Annotated in this window: 15 protein-coding genes; 5 read left to right on the top strand and 10 right to left on the bottom strand. The window is 61.7% G+C overall.

Annotated elements, in window-relative coordinates:
• The first annotated feature begins 30 nt into the window (after positions 1-30).
• Positions 31-1,410, top strand: a complete 1,380-nt coding sequence (gene der / locus PB2503_RS01235; RefSeq protein ID WP_013299394.1) for a ribosome biogenesis GTPase Der — start codon at positions 31-33, stop codon at positions 1,408-1,410.
• Between the two features lie 148 nt (positions 1,411-1,558).
• A complete protein-coding gene (gene katG / locus PB2503_RS01230) occupies positions 1,559-3,757 on the top strand; it encodes a catalase/peroxidase HPI (protein ID WP_041534848.1) in 2,199 nt (732 codons plus the stop codon).
• A gap of 106 nt (positions 3,758-3,863) precedes the next feature.
• Here katG and rpsA read toward each other — a convergent pair whose 3' ends face one another.
• Entirely contained in the window at positions 3,864-5,570 is a 1,707-nt protein-coding gene (rpsA, locus tag PB2503_RS01225; protein ID WP_013299392.1) for a 30S ribosomal protein S1, read from the bottom strand.
• Positions 5,571-6,052: 482 nt separating this feature from the next.
• Between rpsA and PB2503_RS13665 the strand changes: the two genes are divergently transcribed.
• A complete protein-coding gene (locus PB2503_RS13665) occupies positions 6,053-7,645 on the top strand; it encodes an SGNH/GDSL hydrolase family protein (protein WP_013299391.1) in 1,593 nt (530 codons plus the stop codon).
• Positions 7,646-7,723: 78 nt separating this feature from the next.
• Positions 7,724-8,224, top strand: a complete 501-nt coding sequence (locus PB2503_RS01215) for a GNAT family N-acetyltransferase (RefSeq protein WP_013299390.1) — start codon at positions 7,724-7,726, stop codon at positions 8,222-8,224.
• A 34-nt stretch (positions 8,225-8,258) separates the two neighbouring features.
• Here PB2503_RS01215 and PB2503_RS01210 read toward each other — a convergent pair whose 3' ends face one another.
• From PB2503_RS01210 to PB2503_RS01190, 5 genes are all read right to left on the bottom strand, one after another.
• Positions 8,259-9,290 (bottom strand): peptidoglycan -binding protein, encoded by a 1,032-nt coding sequence (locus tag PB2503_RS01210; protein ID WP_013299389.1) that lies wholly within the window; start codon positions 9,288-9,290, stop codon positions 8,259-8,261.
• Between the two features lie 9 nt (positions 9,291-9,299).
• The gene (locus tag PB2503_RS01205) at positions 9,300-10,235 is read right to left on the bottom strand and encodes a hypothetical protein (protein ID WP_148235148.1); all 936 of its coding nucleotides are present in this window, start codon (positions 10,233-10,235) and stop codon (positions 9,300-9,302) included.
• A gap of 125 nt (positions 10,236-10,360) precedes the next feature.
• Entirely contained in the window at positions 10,361-11,245 is an 885-nt protein-coding gene (locus PB2503_RS01200) for a glycosyltransferase family A protein (RefSeq protein WP_013299387.1), read from the bottom strand.
• Positions 11,242-12,384 (bottom strand): glycosyltransferase succinoglycan biosynthesis protein ExoL, encoded by a 1,143-nt coding sequence (locus PB2503_RS01195; RefSeq protein ID WP_013299386.1) that lies wholly within the window; start codon positions 12,382-12,384, stop codon positions 11,242-11,244. The genes PB2503_RS01200 and PB2503_RS01195 overlap by 4 nt, the downstream gene beginning before the upstream one ends.
• Entirely contained in the window at positions 12,381-13,472 is a 1,092-nt protein-coding gene (locus PB2503_RS01190; RefSeq protein WP_013299385.1) for a glycosyltransferase family 2 protein, read from the bottom strand. The genes PB2503_RS01195 and PB2503_RS01190 overlap by 4 nt, the downstream gene beginning before the upstream one ends.
• 77 nt (positions 13,473-13,549) lie before the next feature.
• Here PB2503_RS01190 and PB2503_RS14210 point away from each other — a divergent pair, with 77 nt between their 5' ends.
• Positions 13,550-14,821 carry an O-antigen ligase family protein gene (locus PB2503_RS14210; RefSeq protein ID WP_083810922.1) on the top strand — a complete coding sequence of 424 codons (1,272 nt, stop codon included), beginning with the start codon at positions 13,550-13,552 and terminating at the stop codon, positions 14,819-14,821.
• Here PB2503_RS14210 and PB2503_RS14470 read toward each other — a convergent pair.
• The 4 genes from PB2503_RS14470 to folE all read right to left on the bottom strand — a co-directional run bounded on the left by PB2503_RS14470 (position 14,706) and on the right by folE (position 18,780).
• Positions 14,706-16,073: a lipopolysaccharide biosynthesis protein gene (locus PB2503_RS14470; RefSeq protein WP_013299382.1), complete on the bottom strand. Its 1,368-nt coding sequence runs from the start codon at positions 16,071-16,073 to the stop codon at positions 14,706-14,708. The two genes, PB2503_RS14210 and PB2503_RS14470, sit on opposite strands and share 116 nt — an antisense overlap.
• Positions 16,070-16,483, bottom strand: a complete 414-nt coding sequence (hisI, locus tag PB2503_RS01170; RefSeq protein WP_013299381.1) for a phosphoribosyl-AMP cyclohydrolase — start codon at positions 16,481-16,483, stop codon at positions 16,070-16,072. The genes PB2503_RS14470 and hisI overlap by 4 nt, the downstream gene beginning before the upstream one ends.
• Positions 16,484-16,580: 97 nt before the next feature.
• Positions 16,581-17,753 (bottom strand): glycosyltransferase family 2 protein, encoded by a 1,173-nt coding sequence (locus tag PB2503_RS01165; protein WP_013299380.1) that lies wholly within the window; start codon positions 17,751-17,753, stop codon positions 16,581-16,583.
• 415 nt (positions 17,754-18,168) lie between these two features.
• Positions 18,169-18,780, bottom strand: coding sequence for a GTP cyclohydrolase I FolE (folE, locus tag PB2503_RS01160; protein ID WP_013299379.1), 612 nt, complete (start codon positions 18,778-18,780; stop codon positions 18,169-18,171).
• Between the last annotated feature and the right edge of the window lie 108 nt (positions 18,781-18,888).

Here is an 18,888-nt window from a genome sequence, read left to right as displayed (position 1 = left end):
GCCCCCGGCAGGACGCCTAAGCGCACAGGGATGCGCATCAGACTTGCCATCATCGGTCGACCCAATGTCGGGAAATCGACGCTCTTTAATCGTCTTGCCGGGCGCAAACTGGCCCTCGTGCATGATGAGCCGGGGGTGACCCGCGACCGTCGAGAGATCGAGGCGACTTTCGGCGATCTCGACCTGACATTGATCGACACGGCGGGCCTTGAGGAGGCGCAGCAGGGAAGCCTCCAGGCGCGAATGCGGGCAGGCACCGAAAAGGCCATCGGCCTTGCCGATCTCAGCCTCTTCTTGATCGATGCGCGGGCGGGGGTGACGGCGCAAGACGAAGAACTCGCGCAGATGCTCAGGTCGGCGGGCCGTCCGGTCATCGTCGTGGCGAACAAGACCGAAGGACGCGGCGAGGAAGGGGCCTATGAGGCCTATCGCCTCGGTCTCGGCGACCCCGTGCCCATTTCGGCTGAGCATGGCGAAGGCATGGCGGACCTCTATCAGGCGGTGATCTCGAAACTCGCCGAGAGTGGGATCGATCATCAGATTAAGGAAGAAGCGGAAACGCTGGCCTGGGACGATCCGCGCAAGCCGTTGCGATTGGCAATTGTCGGCCGGCCCAATGCGGGGAAGTCGACCCTCGTCAACCAGCTGCTCGGCGAGGATCGTGTGCTGACCGGGCCTGAGGCAGGCATTACCCGCGATACGATTTCGGCCGAATGGCGCTATGTCGCCGATGACCGGGACTGGCCTGTCAAACTGTTCGATACGGCGGGCCTGAGGCGCCGGGCCAAGGTACAGGACAAGTTAGAAAAATTATCCGTCGGCGATACGTTGAGGGCGATCCGCTTCGCCGAGGTCGTGGCCCTCCTGATCGATGCAACCCAGCCCTTCGAAAAGCAGGACCTACAGATCGCCGACCTCGCCCTGAAGGAAGGACGCGCCCTCGTCATCGTCGCGAATAAATGGGACCTCATCGACGACAAGGATGAGGCGGCAAGGGCGCTGCGGGAGATGGCGGGGCGTCTGTTGCCCCAGGCCCCCGGCGCGCCGGTCGTCCTGTTGAGTGCCAAGACGGGGCGCGGCATCGATCGGTTCATGCCCCATGTCGTGAAGGTCTATCGCGACTGGAATGCCCAGGTGCGGACCTCTGATCTCAATACCTGGCTCGCCGCCGCCGTCGCCAAACACCCGCCCCCGGCGGTGGGGGGGAGACGGATCAAGATCCGTTTCATCGCCCAGGTGAACACGCGCCCCCCAACCTTTATGGCCCATTGTCAGCGGGCGGATTACCTTCCCGAAAGCTATAAGAGATATCTCGTCGGCGGCATCAGGGAAGCGTTCGGTATTGACGCTGTGCCGGTGCGGCTCTTCCTGCGAAAAGGCGACAACCCTTACGTCGACAAGAAACGCTGACGATCCCGCTCTCCTCCCGTCCTTGCGCGACCCGTAGGGGGGAGGGGCGGGGGGTATCGGGGCGGCCGATGGGTGAAATCGACGAAATTCGCTCTACTCTCTCTCCGGCAAGCAATAGCTTGATGACAAACGTCTAGGGAGAAGACCGATGGATGGAGAAGCTCGCTGCCCAGTTCTTCACGGGCAAGTCAGTATGCGTGGCCGGAAAAATAAGGATTGGTGGCCCAAGGCCCTCGACCTGTCCATTCTGACCCAGAACGGCAAGAGCCCGAGCCCGATGGAGCCTGGCTTCAACTACGCCAAGGCGTTTGAAAGCCTGGATCTGAAAGCCGTGAAGGCCGATCTTCATGCGTTGATGACGGACTCGAAGGACTGGTGGCCGGCGGATTACGGTCATTACGGTCCGTTTTTCATTCGCATGGCGTGGCACGCCGCCGGCACCTATCGCATGTCCGACGGGCGCGGGGGGGCCTCGGCCGGGGCCCAGCGCTTTGCCCCACTCAATTCCTGGCCGGATAATGCCAATCTGGACAAGGCGCGTCGGCTGCTTTGGCCGATCAAGCAGAAATACGGCAACGCCCTGTCCTGGGCGGACCTCTTGGTGCTGACGGGGAATGTGGCGCTTGAGTCCATGGGGTTTAAAACCTACGGCTTCGCCGGCGGTCGCGAGGATATTTTCGAACCGGAGAACGATGTTTATTGGGGCACCGAAGCGGAATGGCTCGGTGAGGACGATCGCTACTCCGGTGACCGGTATCTTGAGGAGCCCCTGGCGGCCAGCAATATGGGGCTGATCTATGTCAATCCCGAAGGGCCGAGCGGCGAACCCGACCCGGCGAAGGCGGCCCACGATATCCGGGTGACCTTTGCCCGCATGGCGATGAATGACGAAGAAACCGTCGCGCTGGTGGCGGGCGGCCATACCTTCGGCAAATGCCACGGCGCCGCCAATGCGCAGATCGGGGCCGAGCCCGAGGGGGCCGACATCGCCGCCCAAGGCTTTGGCTGGACCAATGCCACGGGCACCGGCCATGGCGGCCACACCATGACCAGCGGTCTCGAAGGCGCCTGGACTCCCGATCCCACCACCTGGGACCAAGGGTATTTCGATATGCTCTTCGGCTATGATTGGGAGCTGACCAAGAGCCCGGCGGGCCATTGGCAATATGCGCCCAAGGGGGTTCAGGAAAAGGATCTGGCCCCTGACGCGCATGAGGCGGGCAAGCGCGTGCCCACGATGATGCTGACCACGGATCTATCGATGAAGGTCGATCCGGCCTATGAGCGCATTTCTCGGAAGTTTCATCAGGACCCGGAGGCTTTTGCCCTGGCCTTTGCCAAGGCGTGGTTCAAGCTGACCCACCGCGATATGGGGCCGAAATCGCGGTATCTAGGCCCAGAAGTGCCTGAGGAAGATCTAATCTGGCAGGATCCGGTGCCGGCCGTCGATCATCCCCTCATCGAGGCGGCGGATATTTCGGCGTTGAAACAGGCGATTCTGGGTGCCGGTATTTCCGTGTCCGACCTGGTTTTCGTCGCGTGGTCGGCCGCTTCCAGCTATCGCGACTCCGATAAAAGGGGGGGCGCGAACGGCGCCCGTATCCGGTTGACCCCACAAAAAGACTGGGCGGTGAATGATCCCGAGCGGTTAGCGCGCGTGCTGACGACCCTTGAGGGGGTCAAGAGTGATTTCAATAGCCAGCAACAGGGTGGCAAAAAGGTGTCCCTCGCCGACCTCATCGTCCTTGGCGGCGTGGCCGCCGTTGAAAAGGCGGCGCTGGATGCGGGTCACAGGATCGATGTGCCCTTTGTCCCGGGGCGGACGGATGCCACGGACGCCCAAACCGATGCGGCGTCCTTCGACGTATTGGAACCGGCGGCCGATGGCTTCCGGAACTATGTCCATGCCGAGGCGACGGTTCCCGCCGAGGAAATGCTGCTGGACAGGGCGCGCCTGCTGAGCCTCTCAATCCCCGAGATGACCGTGCTGATCGGTGGCCTCCGGGTGCTCGGTGCGAACCAGGGGGGGAAAGCCGACGGGGTCTTCACGGACCGGCCCGGCGTCCTCAGCACTGATTTCTTCGTCAATCTTCTCGATATGGAGACGGCGTGGAAGGCGGTCTCCGATGAGCAGAAGGAATTTATCGGGACCGACCGGGCGAGCGGTCAGGAGCGCTGGCGGGGAAGCCGGGTTGATCTGGTCTTCGGCTCAAACGCCCAACTTCGCGCCGTGGCCGAGATCTATGCCCAGGCCGATGGCGAGAAGACCTTTATCGCCGACTTTGTGAAGGCATGGACCAAGGTGATGATGCTCGACCGCTTCGATGTGCCGGACCAGCGCAGCTAACCGCCCGGGGAGGGGGCTGACCCCCTCTCGGCTTTCCGCGGCCACAAAAAACCCCCGGAGGTGATCCTCCGGGGGCAAATTGATTACCGAGATGAGGGGCGCTGCATTAACCCGCGTCTTCGGTATCCTTGAGGGCGGCCCCGAGAATGTCGCCGAGAGAGGCGCCTGAATCGGCGGAGCCGAATTGTTCGACCGCCTCTTTCTCCTCGGCAATCTCCCGCGCCTTGATCGACAGGGACAGACGGCGGGATTGCGGATCGAGCGCGATCACGCGCGCATCGATCTTGTCGCCGACGGCGAACCGCTCAGGACGCTGCTCGTTCCGATCACGGCTGAGGTCTGACTTGCGGATAAAGGCCTTCGGCCCCCCATCGCTGCCCACCCGAACCTCGATGCCGCCATTTTCGACGGCCGTCACCGTGCAGGTCACGTCATCACCGCGATTGAGCTCGGCAATGGCGTCCATCGGATCGTTGGCCACCTGCTTGATCCCAAGGGAAATACGCTCCTTGTCCGGATCGACATCCAGGACCTTGGCCTTGACCATATCGCCCTTTTGATAGTCGCGGATGGCATCATCGCCCTGGCGATCCCAGTCGAGATCGGAGAGGTGGACCATCCCGTCCATATCGTCGTCGATCCCAATGAACAGACCGAATTCGGTGATGTTCTTGACTTCGCCTTCGACGATGGAGCCGATCGGATGCTTCTCGGCAAAGCTCTCCCACGGATTGGACAAGGTCTGCTTCAGGCCGAGGGACACCCGGCGCTTCTGCTCGTCGACCTCAAGCACCATGACATCGACTTCCTGACCGGAAGAGACGATGGAACTGGGGGGGACGTTCTTCTTGACCCAAGACATCTCGGACACGTGGACGAGCCCTTCGATGCCGTCTTCCAGCTCAACGAACGCCCCGTAATCGGTGATGTTCGTGACCTTGCCGTGGAATTTGCCGCCAATCGGATATTTCGCCGCGACACCGTCCCAGGGATCAGGCTGAAGCTGCTTCATGCCGAGGGAGATACGCGAGGTTTCCGGATTGATCTTGATGATCTTCACCGAGACCGTGTCGTTGACATTGAGAACTTCGGAGGGGTGGTTGACCCGGCTCCAGCTCATGTCGGTCACGTGAAGCAAGCCATCGACGCCCGGCGCCAATTCGACGAATGCGCCGTAATCGGTGATGTTCTTCACCACGCCATCCCGCTCGTCGCCCTCATTGAGGTCGCGCACGACCTCCTGGCGATGTTCGGCCCGATCCTCTTCGAGGACGGAGCGACGCGAGACCACGATATTGCCCCGGCGTTTGTCCATCTTCAAAATCTTGAAGGGCTGGGGGATATTCATCAGCGGGCCGGCATCCCGTACCGGGCGGATGTCGACCTGACTGCCGGGCAGGAACGCCACGGCCCCGCCAAGGTCGACGGTGAATCCGCCTTTGACGCGGTTGAAAATGACGCCTTCGACCCGGTCGTCATCCTCGAAATTGTGTTCAAGGCGTTCCCACGCCTCTTCACGGCGGGCGCGGTCACGGCTGATCACCGCTTCGCCATGGGCATTTTCGATCCGGTCGATAAACACATCGACCTGATCGCCGACGGCCACCGGGTCTTTCGATGGGTCACCGAATTCACGCAAGGGCACACGCCCCTCGGTCTTCAGACCGACATCGACAATCGCAACGTCTTTTTCGATGGCTGTGATGGTCCCTTTGACCACCGTTTGTTCGAAGGTTTCCCGATCGACGACCGATGCCTCGAACATCTCGGCAAACTCGTCACGGGAGGGGTTGAATGTGTCAATTTCAGACAAAATGGCTTCTCAAAGGTCGAGGACATGAACACCTCGACGGTTGGCCCTGGCCTATTCGCGGGGAAAGCATCGGGCGGTTTCAGAAAATGGCGCAGAGAACGGGAACGACAGATGGTCAGAAAAACCCGTTTCGATCGACGCGCCTCTCCTTCATGTCTGCCGCACCGTCCGGTGCACCACCGCGAATGGCCGCGTTATACACAGCCACGGCGCCGCGGCAAGCCGCCAGGACGGGGCGGAATGCGCCTTTCCGCTGCCCTCAGACGCCGCATCTGTGTCGATAATACATCCTTAAGCATGTATAACGCAGGCAATCGGCGTTAACATATTGACAAGAATTGGCTTACGGCCCCTTGGTATGCCCGAAAAGAACCGCCCGCCGCACTCTTAAAATTATGTCAACGCGACGGGGAAAAAGGCCACTTTTTTGCTTGGTCTCTCTTCAATGAGAAACACGGCAAATAAAATAGGGAACACGAGTCATGTCGCCACTTCCGAGTTTTGGAAAGATTGTCTTTTTCGGGGACAGCCTGACGGATAACGGCATCCAGTCGAACTACCGCGAAGCGACGGACGTGCCGTTGCAGATCCAGTCAGAGCTTGTTTATTCAGAGGGACGGTTCAGCGACGGCTATAATTATGCCGACTATTTCGCCTACGAATTGGGCCTGACCGACGAGTTGGGGATCGACACCAAATCCCTCGATGAGCTCACCAATGGCGTGGCCGGCGGCTCGGCGGAAAATTTCGGCGTGACCGCGTCCCGGGCCTCGATTGATCGGTCGTGGCAGCAGCTGGCCCAAGAGGCTGCGAGCGTCGAGATCGATCCCACCAATCCCTATGCTGATGACCGGGTCGACCTGCCCGGTCAGGTGGCCTGGTTCCTCGATACGCTGGAGCCGGGGCAGGACCTCTCCAATGTGGCGGTGTCCATGTTGACCGGTATCAACGATCTGGGGAACGAGCTGACCCGGAACATCATTCCGGGGATGGGCAATATCACCCGCGCCGAAGCGGAACAGGTGGGACAGGACTTCGCCGTTGAGGTGTTCGATTCGATCGTCGATCAGGTGTCGATCCTCGCCGATCTCGGCGTTGGAACGGTCTTCCTTTACACCATCCCGAAGGTCAGTGAGACGCTGCTCGGCAGCTTGGCCAGTGCGAATGGTAAGGCGGCGAACTCCGCTGGGGTCGACTTTTATAATGAGCTATTGTTCCAGTCCGAAGACGCCCTCGAAACCAGCCTTGGCATCAATATCGAAGTCTTCGACGTGGCCCTGTTCCAGCAGGAGCTGACCGCTGACTATACCACCTTTGGTTTCTACACAGGCATTATCCCGGTGACCTTGTTTGGGGATGCGATCAACAAGCCGGTGCGGGGCGTGCCGCTGGATCAAATCGCCTTTGTCGATCCGATCCATCCCAGCGAGGCGGCACAGAAAATTCTTGTGCAGACTATGCTGGAGACCCTGACTGCCGAGAATATCGTTGGAACGCTGGGACGTGACGACCTGGTCGGCACGGACGGTGACGATTTCGTCGTCGCCCGGGAAGGACGGGATTTCGTTGATCTCGGCCTTGGTGACGATATGGTGCTTGGCGGCACTGGAAACGATGAAATCCTCGGCGGGGGCGGCAACGATCTCATTTCCGGCGGCTCGGGTACAGATTCTCTGTACGGGGATGATGGGAATGATGTGCTGGTCGACAATGACGGCTGGGACGTCGTCCGCGGTGGCCTCGGTAACGATATCCTGATCAAAGGGTCGGGCTTTGACACCATGTTCGGTGATGAGGGCGATGACATCTTCATCTATACCGATCAGGATTTGTTCGCGAGACGTAGTATTTTCGAGCGCCTTCTGGCCTTTGGCGGTGAAGGCAATGATACGCTGGTCTTGCGCCTCAGCTCCGAGAAAGCGGATGCCTATAATGAGGGGACCTTGACCCTTCAGGACCTCAAAATCTCCATCGAAGATATCGAAAATGTGGTGGTGGTCGACGGTTTCGACCTCCCCGACGGCCTTAGTGATAATCCGCTCCTTGCCGAGGCGGAGGCGTGGAACTTCGTTTAGGGACAGTGTGCTCTCTCCGCCCCGGCGGCGGACAATAAGGGATCAGGGGCGGCTGCGACCGCCCCTTTTTCGTGGCTGATGAAGAATGACAGTGGACTGACCATTCGGCGAGCGAAACGGGGGGACGACGCGGACCTGGCGCGCTTACTGATGCCTGTGATTCGCGCGGGAGAGACCTATCCCTTGCCGCGTCACATGTCGTCCGAGGCCGCGATCGCCTATTGGCAAGGGGAGGGGCGGCAAGTGTTCCTCGCCACAGGGGAGAGGGAGACGGTTGGAACCTATTATCTGCGGGCCAATCACCAGGGCGGCGGTGATCATGTCGCCAATTGCGGATATATCGTCGCTGAAGGGGCGAGGGGGAAGGGGATCGCCTCGGCTCTCTGCACGCACTCTCTCCGCCAGGCGCGTCTCGCCGGGTTTACCGCGATGCAATTCAATTTCGTGGTGTCGAGCAATACGCAGGCGGTGCATCTCTGGTCGCAGCATGGGTTTGCCATTGTCGGTCGGCTGCCCGGCGCTTTTATGCACCCCACTAAGGGCGCGGTGGACGCCCTCGTCATGTATCGGACCCTCTGACATCGGATGCGGAGGCGTGTCCGCCCAAGACGTCCTAGCGCTCGGTCAGTTTGAACTCGATCCGCCGGTTCTGCGCGAGAGAGGCAGGGTCTCGTCCCGCGACCAGGGGGTAGGCATCGCCGAAGCCGGCGGCGACCAATCGATCGGCGGGAACCCCTTGGGAGCTTAAAAATTCGACTACGGACAAAGCGCGTCTGGTGGAGAGCTGCAAATTACTGTCGAACAGCGCTCGACAGGCGGCCCCAAGGGGGACTTGGTCCGCGTGTCCGTCGACCCGCAGAACCCATTCATAATCCGTATCGAGATCGCGGCGCACATCGTTAATGGCGGCGGCAACGGTTCTAAGAACGTCGCGGGCCGCGGGGGTCAACTCGGTGGAGCATGATCCGAACAAGACGTCGCCCTCAACGATATAGCGGTCGCCGTCGCGTCGAAATCCGGGGCGCCCCTCCAGCGCTGCGGCCAGTTGCTCAAGGAAATCCGAGCGAACCCTGGCCAGTTCATTGACGCGCCGTGCGAGGGCCGCATTGAGACGCTGGGAGAGGTTTTCGATCTGCGCCTGTTGCTCGACATCCTTGGCCTCGGCGGCCTCAAGGGCCTCTTGCAGGCTGGCCAATTGGCGGCGCAGGGCGGCGAGTTGTGCGTTTAGTGTCGCAATCTCCGCTTTTTGCTCCTCGCTCAAGGCCCGTTCGACTTCGAGTTCCTCCGCGGAGGCGGCGACTGAGGAGCCGAGGGAGGCGATCTGAGCATCTTTTTCAGCGATGGTGTCCTGTAGGACCTCAAGATCGAGTTGAAGGGCCGCATTGTCTTCCGAGAGGCTCGCCGCTTCGGCCCGGGCCAAGCTGAGATCATTGGATAGGCGCGCCAGTTCGGCCCGCAATCGCGTCAGGGCATCATCCTGTTCTGAGATCAATTGCTGATTGCGGGTCAGTTGTTCGCCAAGATAGAATTGAGCGACGACAAAGATCGACAGGACGAACATCAGCACAAGGAGCAATGTCGATAGCCCGTCGACAAAGCCCGGCCAGATATTTGCCCCTTGCGTATAGGACCGGCGTCGACTCATGACCGCCCCCTATCGCCTCGGTCTGCGATCGTCGCCTTGAAGCAAGGTCCGCCCTAGCTCACGGATTTCCTCGCGCACCGCAGCGGCACTGTCATTCTGCGCTTCGGCCAGGGCGGTGAGGGCCTGGGTCAGCGGCTCGATGAGATCGGCACTAGCGGTAAAGTGCGCCCGACCCTCGCCCGCGCTGCCGGTCGTGCTCTCGGTGATACCGGAGAGCCAGTCTTCGAGATCACTATAGAAACGGTTTTGTGCCTGACCCGCCTGGATGTCGAGAAAGCCAAGGATCAGACTGCCGCCCAACCCGAACAGCGAGGAGGAGAAGGCCGTGTTCATGCCTGAGAGCGGCTCATTGAGATTGTTGATCAAGGACGTCACGGCCGTCGCGCTATCCCCGCCGGTGGAGGCCCCGAGGGAGGAAATGACGGCGGATACATCCGTCACCGTCTGTAACAGCCCCCAGAACGTCCCGAGCAGTCCGAGAAACACCAGAAGATTCCCGGCATAGCGACCGAACTCTCGGCCCTCGTCGATCCGGGTGCCGATCGAATCGAGGATCGCCCGCGACGAAGCCTGGGTGAGGCGCCCGCCGCGCTCGTCCGCATCGAGAAGGATCCGCGCCATGGCGCCGATCAGGGCAGGGGGGCGCGGCAGGCGGGTGCGGGAAGGGTCGACCGATGCTCTGAAGGAGCGGACCCACCGGATGGCGGGATCGATAATCACCGCCTGCCGGAAATTATAGACGATGCCCACCGCAAGCACGAGCAGGATCAGACCGTTAAGATAGGGATTGGCGGAAAAGCTCGTGACCAACAGCTCATTCGGTTGGGGAGAGAGGGGGGAAAGCCAATAGGCGACGGCCACGACAACGCCCAGGAACAGCACCATATTGAGGATGGCGCCGCCGGGCCCTCCAAAACGCACTTCTCTCTCAAGCGATCTGGCCATCACCACCCCACCCGACCCGCATACGAAAATCTGGGAAACCTTGCCCCAGCTTGCACGCTTTGGGAAGGTGGGAGATGTGAACCCTCTGTGACGGGGGTCATGGACGGTTCACGCGGATGGGGGGCTCACACGGGGGCTTTCCCGTAATAATCTGCGCCTGAGAGGCCGAGCGTCCCTCGCAAGACCCCGACATGCAAAGCGCCGCGGAGGCCGTGGCGGTGACGCGCGACGGGGTCGCCGATGGCAAGGGCTGCCCGGCCAAAACAATAAGCACTCTTGCCCATGGCCAGCACAGCGCGCCGAGAGCGGCGCCCCGGGGTACTCAGACCGATGGTGATGCCCGCCTTGATCCGTCGGCGATAGAGCCACCGGGTGGACAGTCGCTGGGCGATCACCGGTTCGTAAACGCGGGCATCGGCCACAAGATGAAACCGCGCCCCCTCCCGCAGGGCGGCCTCGAAAAAGACCGCGTCGCTCCCCCCCCGGCGACCATAGGCGGGGTCGAACCGCCGGTTCGCGAGGACCGGGGCCGTCGTATCCATCAGAACATTGGCGGTATGACCGCTGGTCAGCCTCCCGCCTTTTTGTGGGGGCCATTGGCTATGGGGGGAAAGGTGCCCCATCCAATCGGGCGCGTTTTCGGGATAGACGGCGATGCTCGGGCCGAAAACGGCGTCTGCCCCCTTGCTCATCGCGATTTCGAGCTGAGCCAGCCACTCAGCGTCGGCTATTTCGTCATCGTCGAGCATGGCGAGGCGGGCGTCCCCAGCGGCATCGAGGATCGCGTTACGGGCAAGGGCAATATTGCGGCCAGGGACATGGCGGTAGAAGAGGTCGAGGCCCGTTTCATCCCGCGCAGCATCGACGATCTTCTCGGCCGTCGATTGATCGTCATTGTCGATAATGATGACCCGGTCCGGGCGTCGGCTCTGGGCGGCAAGGCTTCTGACGGTTTCGATCAAAAAGGGTCGGCGGAAAGTGCAGACCCCGACGAGAAGGGGGAGGGTCATGGGGCAATCTTTTCCATGGCGGCCCGCAAGGGGGTGTCATCGTCGACGAATACGGATCGCGGCGCGGCGAGCAGGCGGCGTCTCTTCGCGTCGATATCGGCATGGCTGAGCGCCCCTAACAGGGCCGGTAAACTTGCCTCCGTCGGTTCCTCGATCACAAAGCCGATATCGTGCGCCTTCACAAACCGGCCGCTGGCCGTATTCGCCACCGCCACCGGCACCGCCCCGAAATAGCCCCCCTCATAGAGCCGGTTTGGTAATTGCCAGGCCGAATTGGTGGCGGCCGCGCCCCCCGGACGACTTTCAAGATAATCATTGACCCAGACAAGGTCCGCATTGCCGTATACGCGCGAAAGCCCTTCGGCCCCGGCGTAAGGACCATGGAAGGTCATGTGCGGGGTCGCAGCGGCGATCTGATCGAGATCGGTCAGGCGGTCGGTGCTGGTCCGTCCCCAAATATCGACATGCAGGGGCGTCGGCGGTGTCGTCGCGATGTGGCGCAGGAGCGCAAAGGATCGCTCGCATCGAAGCTTTCCCGCCCAGACCAGGCGGAGGGGGCGGCGTTCTTTTTTCTCCTGGGGACGCAATATGTCGGGGTGGGGGCGCGGGGGAAGGCCCGCCGGGGGAAGCCGGTTTTCGATAAGGGCCCAGGGCGGCACGCGGCCCTGTCGTTTCTCAAAATACTCGCTGACATAATCCGGGGAGGACACGATCAGGAGGGCCGTTCGACGCAAGAGTTGTCTCTCCCACCCCCGCAAGGCAAGCCCGATGGGAGAGGAGGTCGTCAGGAGCCGGTGAATATCGAGAGCCTCATAGACCAGGGGCGCCGACGGACGAACACGCCGTCGGACGCGATCGGCGATGGCCAGCATGTCAAGATTACGGGCCCAGAAAATATCCGCGGCCTTGAGCCGATCGACATGCCGCAATTGATGAGGAGTGCGGATGATCGCCCCAAGGCGATGCACGAATTGACCATCATGGGTGAGTCCGAGATCGACATTTTCAAAAGGCCGGTCCTTTGCGGACTCCCGGCGAAAGGTATAGGCGTCGACGGACCATCCACAGCGCGTCAGAGCTGCGATACGTCTTTGTACGGCGGGGTCACCGGCCTCCTGACCGAAAAAGGCGACAGTCATGATGTCTCGGTGTCTGCCCAGGGGCTGAGCCATCCCGCAAGGAACCCTGTTCCCCAGGCCATGTGCAGCGTGGCAAAGATTAGCGGCGAGAGCAGGCAGGCGGCCGCTTTGTGCTTGATGCCTAACCCTAGCGCCCCAAGGCCCAGAAGGCCCAGATAGAGCGCAGGGTAGATCGCGGCGAGCCAGGGCGATATCGGCATCATCAATAAAGAGGCGAGGAGTGCCAATGGATGCAGGGCCGGGCCGAGCTGGCGCAGCTTGAGGCGGCTTCGGTGCAGCCGTGCATGACGCGCGCGATAGGTCCCATAACGATGATATTGCCGCCAGAGAGCGGTCAAGGACCGGCGGGGAAAATATCGCACACGGATATCCGCGTCGAGCCAGATCCGCCCCCCCGCTCGGGCCAGGCGGGTGTCGAATTCGGCGTCTTCATTGACCGCAAAGCGGGGGTCATAGCCGCCGAGCGCTAAGAACCGCTCCCGCCGAAAGGCGGCATGATGACCATGGTCGACCCAACCGGATGTACGACCTCCGCGATGCGGCGCCCCGCCGGCGCCCAAGGGGCTGTCGAGGCTGAGGGCGATGGCCCGCTCAATGCGTCCGCTGCCCGGTCGCGGAACGGTGTCCATCGGGACGACGACACTGTCTACCTCGCGGGCGATCAGGGTCGTGACCAGGTCACGCACATAATGGGGGGGGTAGAGGGCATGGGCGTCACAGCGAACCAGAATGTCTCTGTCAGCCGGTGCGGCATGGGCGGCGGCATTGACGGCCGCCGCCTGGACCGCGCGGTCATTGTGCTGAAGGCTGAGATGGGGAAAGGCTGCGATCAGGCGCTCAACAATGGCGCAGGTGCCATCGGTACTGCCGCCGTCATAGACGACGACCTCAGCCGCCCCGGCATCGGGGATCAGCGATCGCAGGCAGTCTTCGATCCTGGCCGCTTCGTTCAGGGTTGGCACGACGACGAGCACCCGTGCGAGGACCACATCCGCGGCGGTGGCCGCGCCCGCCTCGGGGGGGAGGGGCGCTGGGTCGGGGACCGCTGCCTGATCCGCCCTTTCTGTCGCCGTCTTCAGGTTCGCCATCGCGCATCATTAACACGTAAGGTGTAGGAAAAGCGTCAACGGCACCACTACTCGGAGGGATCTCAGCCATCGTGTCGATGTCCGCAGTTTCAGACCCTATCGATATTGATCGACCATCTCGGTTCGCGGTCCAGCCGGGCCGGGGAACCCTGCTGGATGAGGCCATGATGATGGCGGCGTTCATCATTCTGCCGCTCAATATGCCGATGATGCAGCCGGTCAGAGCGCCCTTCACGCTCCTCCTGCTCGCCTATCTTGCCTTTATCGGCCGCCCCCTCTTGGCGGCGGCATGGCGCCATCGATGGGTCTATATATTGCCCGCCCTCGCCGCGGCCTCCGCCATCTGGGCGGACAGCGCCAGTGCCGCTCTGCGCCATGGCATCCTGATGACCGTCATGGTCACTGTGGCCCTGGCGGCGGCAATCCGGCTCGATATCCGCCAACTCGCCATCGCGGTTCTCTTCAGTCAGGGGGCCCTGGCCCTTGGGTCGCTGATGTCGATGGAGACCATGTGGGTGGGGGGCGCCCACGGGGCCGAGGCGGTGGTCGGGTTGTTTCCGGCCAAGAATGTCCTTGGCAAACGTATGCTTCTCGTCGTTCTCGCCGCCGTCGCCGTGATGGTCGGGGCCGGCTATCGTCCGGTCTTCAAGCCGATCGCCTTGGGACTTTCCGGCATTGCGCTGTTTCTCATCGTGCAATCCCTTTCGGCGTCCTCAATCATTCTTCTGGCCCTGGCGGTGCCTCTCGGGGTTGGCCTTGCCGTTGTCTGGCGTCCAGCGACGGCGATCAGGGGCGCGCGCCCCGTAATCGTCAGCGGCGTTTTCCTCCTTCTGGCCCTTGGGGCTACCTTCGCCATTATCGGGCTGCGGATCGATCCGCTGGCCGACCTTCTCGGCCTGTTCGGCAAGGATGCGACCCTCACGGGACGGACCGTCCTTTGGGAGGCGGCGCGGCAGGTCATCGCTGACCACCCTCTCCTCGGTGTGGGGGCGGGAAATTTCTGGGCCGCCGATAACGATCAGGCCCTGATCCTTGCCAAGCAGTTTTATAAGCCCGACCATCAATTCAGCTTTCACAATGCCTATTTTGAGATTGCCGTCCATCTTGGGGCGGTCGGGGTCCTGGTCTTTCTCGGCGTCTTTCTCAGAGGGGTTTGGACCATTGGGCAGACATGGTGGCGGACCCAAGGGCGAGCGGATGTCTTTCCGGTCATCCTGGGCGCGGTAATCGCGATCAGGACCCTGACGGAAGCTGAGATGTTCGATGCGCTGCTTCTGGCGCCGCTTCTGTTTTGGGCGGTTGTTCTGCTCTCGGAAGAGGAGCGAGGGCGCGCGGCAGCCACGCATTGATCCCCGTCGTCTCGCGCGCCGCAAGATAAAGCGTAACTTCCCACAGGACGAAGGCGACGGCGATGACAATCGAGATGGCGAGCAGGCCGTGGGGCGCGACGGTCAAGACGGCAATGGTCATGATCGCCAGATTGAGCAGGGTGAGGGTCACCAGACGCCGGTTCTTTCCCGCCGTGGCGAGGATCAGCAAATTCGGGCCGAAAACCGCATTCGCGATCGGTACGGTCAACAGGGTGAACAACGGTAGGGGATCGGCGGAATAGGTCTCGCCGAACAAGCCGAGCAGGGGCACGGCACAAAGAGCCATGCCAAGGGCCGCCGCCGCCGTCACCGTGGCGGAGATCCGCGTCACGGTGAGGGCGATCGGGCTGGCCGCGGTGGGGCCGTTCCGCTTCAGCGCCGCCACCACCTGGGGACCGAACGCCATCAGCACCGAGGCGGGCACCATCTTGACGAGTAGTGCCAGGCGCAACGCGACCCCCAATTCACCGAGGGCTGCCTCGTCGAGGGCGAAATTGGCAATGAAAAGGACGGTATTGGGGTACTCTTCGGTGAGCAAGACGGTAATCAAGAGCGCAAGGCCCGTCATTCGCCAGGGGCGGATCTCTCCGGCGAAGGGGGGCGAGCGGAGACGACGGTGGAGGCGCTTGGCCGTGATCGTCATATGGCCAAGCCCGGCAATCATGGCGGCGAGGGCAAAGGCCGCCACCGCCGCTGACAGGTCCATCAAGACTATCGCAGCCGTGACACTCAAACAGAGGAAGAACAGGATCGGCCGGCCGGCCAGCTGCATGGCTGAGGAAATCCGAACTTCGCCGAGGGCGCGGGCCACCCGCGCGGAGGAGCGGAGGGCGACGAATCCCAGCAGACCACATCCCGCCCATAGGGCCCCGATCAGGGTCAGGGGGGTCGTCAGCCACAGCCCTAAACTCACTGCGATAAAGGCGAGGGGCACCCCAATCATGGCGGTTTGGCTGAGCGTTTTCAAAAATAAATGGGTCGTGCCGGGGCGAGTCTCCTCGGCCCCCGGAAGGATCCTGATCGCCGCCCCGTCGAGATTGCCGAGGGCAAACAGCGCCGCGAGGCTCACGGCACTCTGCATCAAAAGGAACGTGCCGGTCTCGGCGGGGCTCAGCAATCGGGCCACGAGGGCGAGGGCGAAGAAGCCCGCCGCGGCCCCCGCGACCCGAGCCGCCAGCACACTCGCCACGGAGAGAAGCGACCGACCATCGCCAAAAAAGGCGGGCTTCATGACCGGTCAGTCTGACGGCAAGGGGAGGGGGCGTTCGCGTCGAAGCTGAGTGAGGGGGCGGTGGGCGGCCCCTCCACCTTACGGTAAAAGCAATCAGGCCGACCGGTGTGACAGGCAGGGCCGCTCTGTTCGACCCGAACCAGCACCGTATCCTGATCGCAATCCACGCGCATTTCGACCAATTTCTGGGTGTGTCCTGAGGTGGCCCCCTTGTGCCAAAGTTCGCCCCGGGAACGGGACCAGTAATGCACCTCCCCCGTTGTCAGCGTGCGCTCGATCGCCTCGGCTGTCATATAGGCGAGCATCAGGACCTGACCCGTGGTGGCTTCGACGGCGATGGCGGGAATCAATCCGCGATCGTCGAAACGGGGAGAGAATCGGTCGGTCTCATCGATCGCGGTGGCCGTCATAGCATCCCTCATTGAACGAACGAAACGGGCGCCCCAGGGGGGTGCCCGCTTTGCCCTGACATACTTGTCGCTTCCGGCCCTTGGCCTTGTGCCTTGGTCAGGGGCGTCGCCACGTCGCCATAGCCGTTGCAACGTAATTGAAGACGACCCCGACGGCGATCCCCGCCACCGCAGAAAGCCACCAAGCCGTGCCGCCGCCATTATGGATCCACGACGCCACCCCCACATTCGCGGTGGCGCCGATACTGGAGGCGAGGCAAAAACTTGCCCATCCAGGCACCAGCCGCCACCCTCGCAGCCGCCGATCACGGTAGGTCAATTCGTTATTGAGGACGAAATTGCTCGTCATCGCGGCGACGGTGGCAATCAGCTGCGCGGTCAGGAAGCTGACCCCTGCTAGCATATAAAGGGCCGACAATACGGCGAGATGGGCGAGAATGCCGATACTTCCCACAGCGCAGAACATCACAAAAGAGGCGGGGATACCGTACCGGCCGAGGGTTTTGTCCAGCATCAGTTCGATATAGTCGAGAACAACGCCGCCGGACAATTTGCTCTCTCCGGCTTCTCGGGTTCGGAAAGTATAGCCGAGTTCGGCAAATTTCGGCGGGGTCTCACAGGACGCGAAAAAGTCGAGCAAGACTTTAAAGCCTTTGGTCGACAGGGACGGGGCGATGTCCCGAAACTTGTCCGTGCGCACCATGAAAAACCCACTCATCGGGTCGGTCAGGTCGACCCCCGTGGCGGCGCGGGCGAGGCGGGTGGCCAGGCGCGATGCCTTTGCCCGATGCTCTTCCCAGACCCCAAGGCTCCCGCCTTCGGCGTACCGGGAGCCAACGACCAGATCGAGGCTGTCCCGCCGCAAGGTCTGCAACATATCAGGGATCAGGCGCTCATCGTGTTGAAGGTCGCCATCGATGACTACGGCGACCGGCGCGGTTGTGGCCATCACCCCCTCGACGCAGGCCCCGGCCAACCCCTTGCGTCCTAACCGCTCGACGCAGCGGACATAGGGGCGCTCCCGACCCAATAATCGAACCAGATGGGCGGTGCCGTCGGGGCTGTGATCGTCGACGAACACCACCTCATAGGCGATCCCCTGAAGCGCCTCGTCGAGGACATCGACGAGCCGGACGACATTTGCCGCTTCATTATACACCGGGACGATCACCGCCAATTCGGGGGCCTTCGCCGCGAGGGCCACCGGCGCGCGTAGCGGTGAGGGGGAGGCAATCTCCGGGGCGGCCGGTTGAACAAGCGACAAGGACATGAGTGGCTCTTTTTATCGCGATCCAGGGATCTTCAGAGGGCCGAGCCTACTCGGTCTAGGTTGACGTAATCTTGAAAGGGTCCCGCAACTTCGAGAGAAACGGATAAAAGAGAAATAATAGGGGTAAATACTTGTTTGATAACTTGGTGTGGGTGCCGCCCATTTTTCAAACGAATATCAATCTTTTCTTTTCGTCCCAGTGCATTTTCAAGCGTGGCGGCCACTGGCTCGCGCAAAAAATACGACAAAACAAAGATCTAGAGAGGTTTCACGGCGCCGATTGAGCCTCGCCCCTAGGCAGCGGACCCACCGCGGAGAAAATAGCGGCCATATATGGCTCGTCATGAGTGAGGTGAGAAGAGAGGAGGCGCACGTCGCCGTCCACCCCCCCTCGGCCGTCGCCGGGGATCGATCCTCAGCGACCGATCAGCTTGAAAAAACGGCTCTCAAGCGCCGGATCGTCCTTGAACACGCCGGTGAACCGCGTGGTCATGGTATCGACACCATGCTTGTGAACGCCACGGGTCGACATGCATTGGTGCTCAGCCTCCACCATGATCGCGACCCCTTTGGGTTTCAGGACCCGTTCCAAGGTATCGGCGATTTGCGCCGTCATTTTCTCTTGGACCTGAAGGCGCTTGCCGAAAATATCGACGAGCCGCGCCAGTTTTGAGATCCCGACGACCTTTCCGTCCGGCAGATAAGCTATATGCGCCTTGCCGATGATCGGTGCCATATGATGCTCGCAATAGCTTTCAAGCCGAATGTCCCGCATCAGGACAATATCGTCATAGCCCTCGACTTCCTCGAAGGTCCGCGACAGGACGGCTTCGGCATCCTCCCCGTAGCCTGAAAACCAGTCCTCGAAAGCACGGGCAACGCGTGCGGGGGTATCGATCAAGCCTTCACGGCCCGGATCGTCGCCGGCCCATTTGATCAAGGTGCGGACCGCTTCTTCCGCCGCCTCCCGACTGGGGCGATCATGGTCGCGGGCATGCGGGGAACGCTCATAGGCAATGACACTCATCGGTCTGTCCTATTCATTGTCGGAGCGATTCCAGGTTCGCGCCATTTGGGGAAACATCAATGTGCCGGAGCATGCCCCCTGGAGGCTGACTTAACCGACGAATCTAAC

The sequence above is a fragment of the Parvularcula bermudensis HTCC2503 genome (assembly GCF_000152825.2).
GTDB lineage: Bacteria > Pseudomonadota > Alphaproteobacteria > Caulobacterales > Parvularculaceae > Parvularcula > Parvularcula bermudensis.
This window is presented reverse-complemented; position numbering and strand designations above follow the sequence as displayed.

What these genes read in the sequence shown, in the direction of transcription:
- der (WP_013299394.1), top strand. Translation starts at nt 31, where the DNA reads ATGCGCATCAGACTTGCCATCATCGGTCGACCCAATGTCGGGAAATCG.
- katG (WP_041534848.1), top strand. Translation starts at nt 1,559, where the DNA reads ATGGATGGAGAAGCTCGCTGCCCAGTTCTTCACGGGCAAGTCAGTATG.
- PB2503_RS13665 (WP_013299391.1), top strand. Translation starts at nt 6,053, where the DNA reads ATGTCGCCACTTCCGAGTTTTGGAAAGATTGTCTTTTTCGGGGACAGC.
- PB2503_RS01215 (WP_013299390.1), top strand. Translation starts at nt 7,724, where the DNA reads ATGAAGAATGACAGTGGACTGACCATTCGGCGAGCGAAACGGGGGGAC.
- PB2503_RS01210 (WP_013299389.1), bottom strand. Translation starts at nt 9,290, where the DNA reads ATGAGTCGACGCCGGTCCTATACGCAAGGGGCAAATATCTGGCCGGGC.
- PB2503_RS01205 (WP_148235148.1), bottom strand. Translation starts at nt 10,235, where the DNA reads ATGGCCAGATCGCTTGAGAGAGAAGTGCGTTTTGGAGGGCCCGGCGGC.
- PB2503_RS01200 (WP_013299387.1), bottom strand. Translation starts at nt 11,245, where the DNA reads ATGACCCTCCCCCTTCTCGTCGGGGTCTGCACTTTCCGCCGACCCTTT.
- PB2503_RS01195 (WP_013299386.1), bottom strand. Translation starts at nt 12,384, where the DNA reads ATGACTGTCGCCTTTTTCGGTCAGGAGGCCGGTGACCCCGCCGTACAA.
- PB2503_RS01190 (WP_013299385.1), bottom strand. Translation starts at nt 13,472, where the DNA reads ATGGCGAACCTGAAGACGGCGACAGAAAGGGCGGATCAGGCAGCGGTC.
- PB2503_RS14210 (WP_083810922.1), top strand. Translation starts at nt 13,550, where the DNA reads ATGTCCGCAGTTTCAGACCCTATCGATATTGATCGACCATCTCGGTTC.
- PB2503_RS14470 (WP_013299382.1), bottom strand. Translation starts at nt 16,073, where the DNA reads ATGAAGCCCGCCTTTTTTGGCGATGGTCGGTCGCTTCTCTCCGTGGCG.
- hisI (WP_013299381.1), bottom strand. Translation starts at nt 16,483, where the DNA reads ATGACGGCCACCGCGATCGATGAGACCGACCGATTCTCTCCCCGTTTC.
- PB2503_RS01165 (WP_013299380.1), bottom strand. Translation starts at nt 17,753, where the DNA reads ATGTCCTTGTCGCTTGTTCAACCGGCCGCCCCGGAGATTGCCTCCCCC.
- folE (WP_013299379.1), bottom strand. Translation starts at nt 18,780, where the DNA reads ATGAGTGTCATTGCCTATGAGCGTTCCCCGCATGCCCGCGACCATGAT.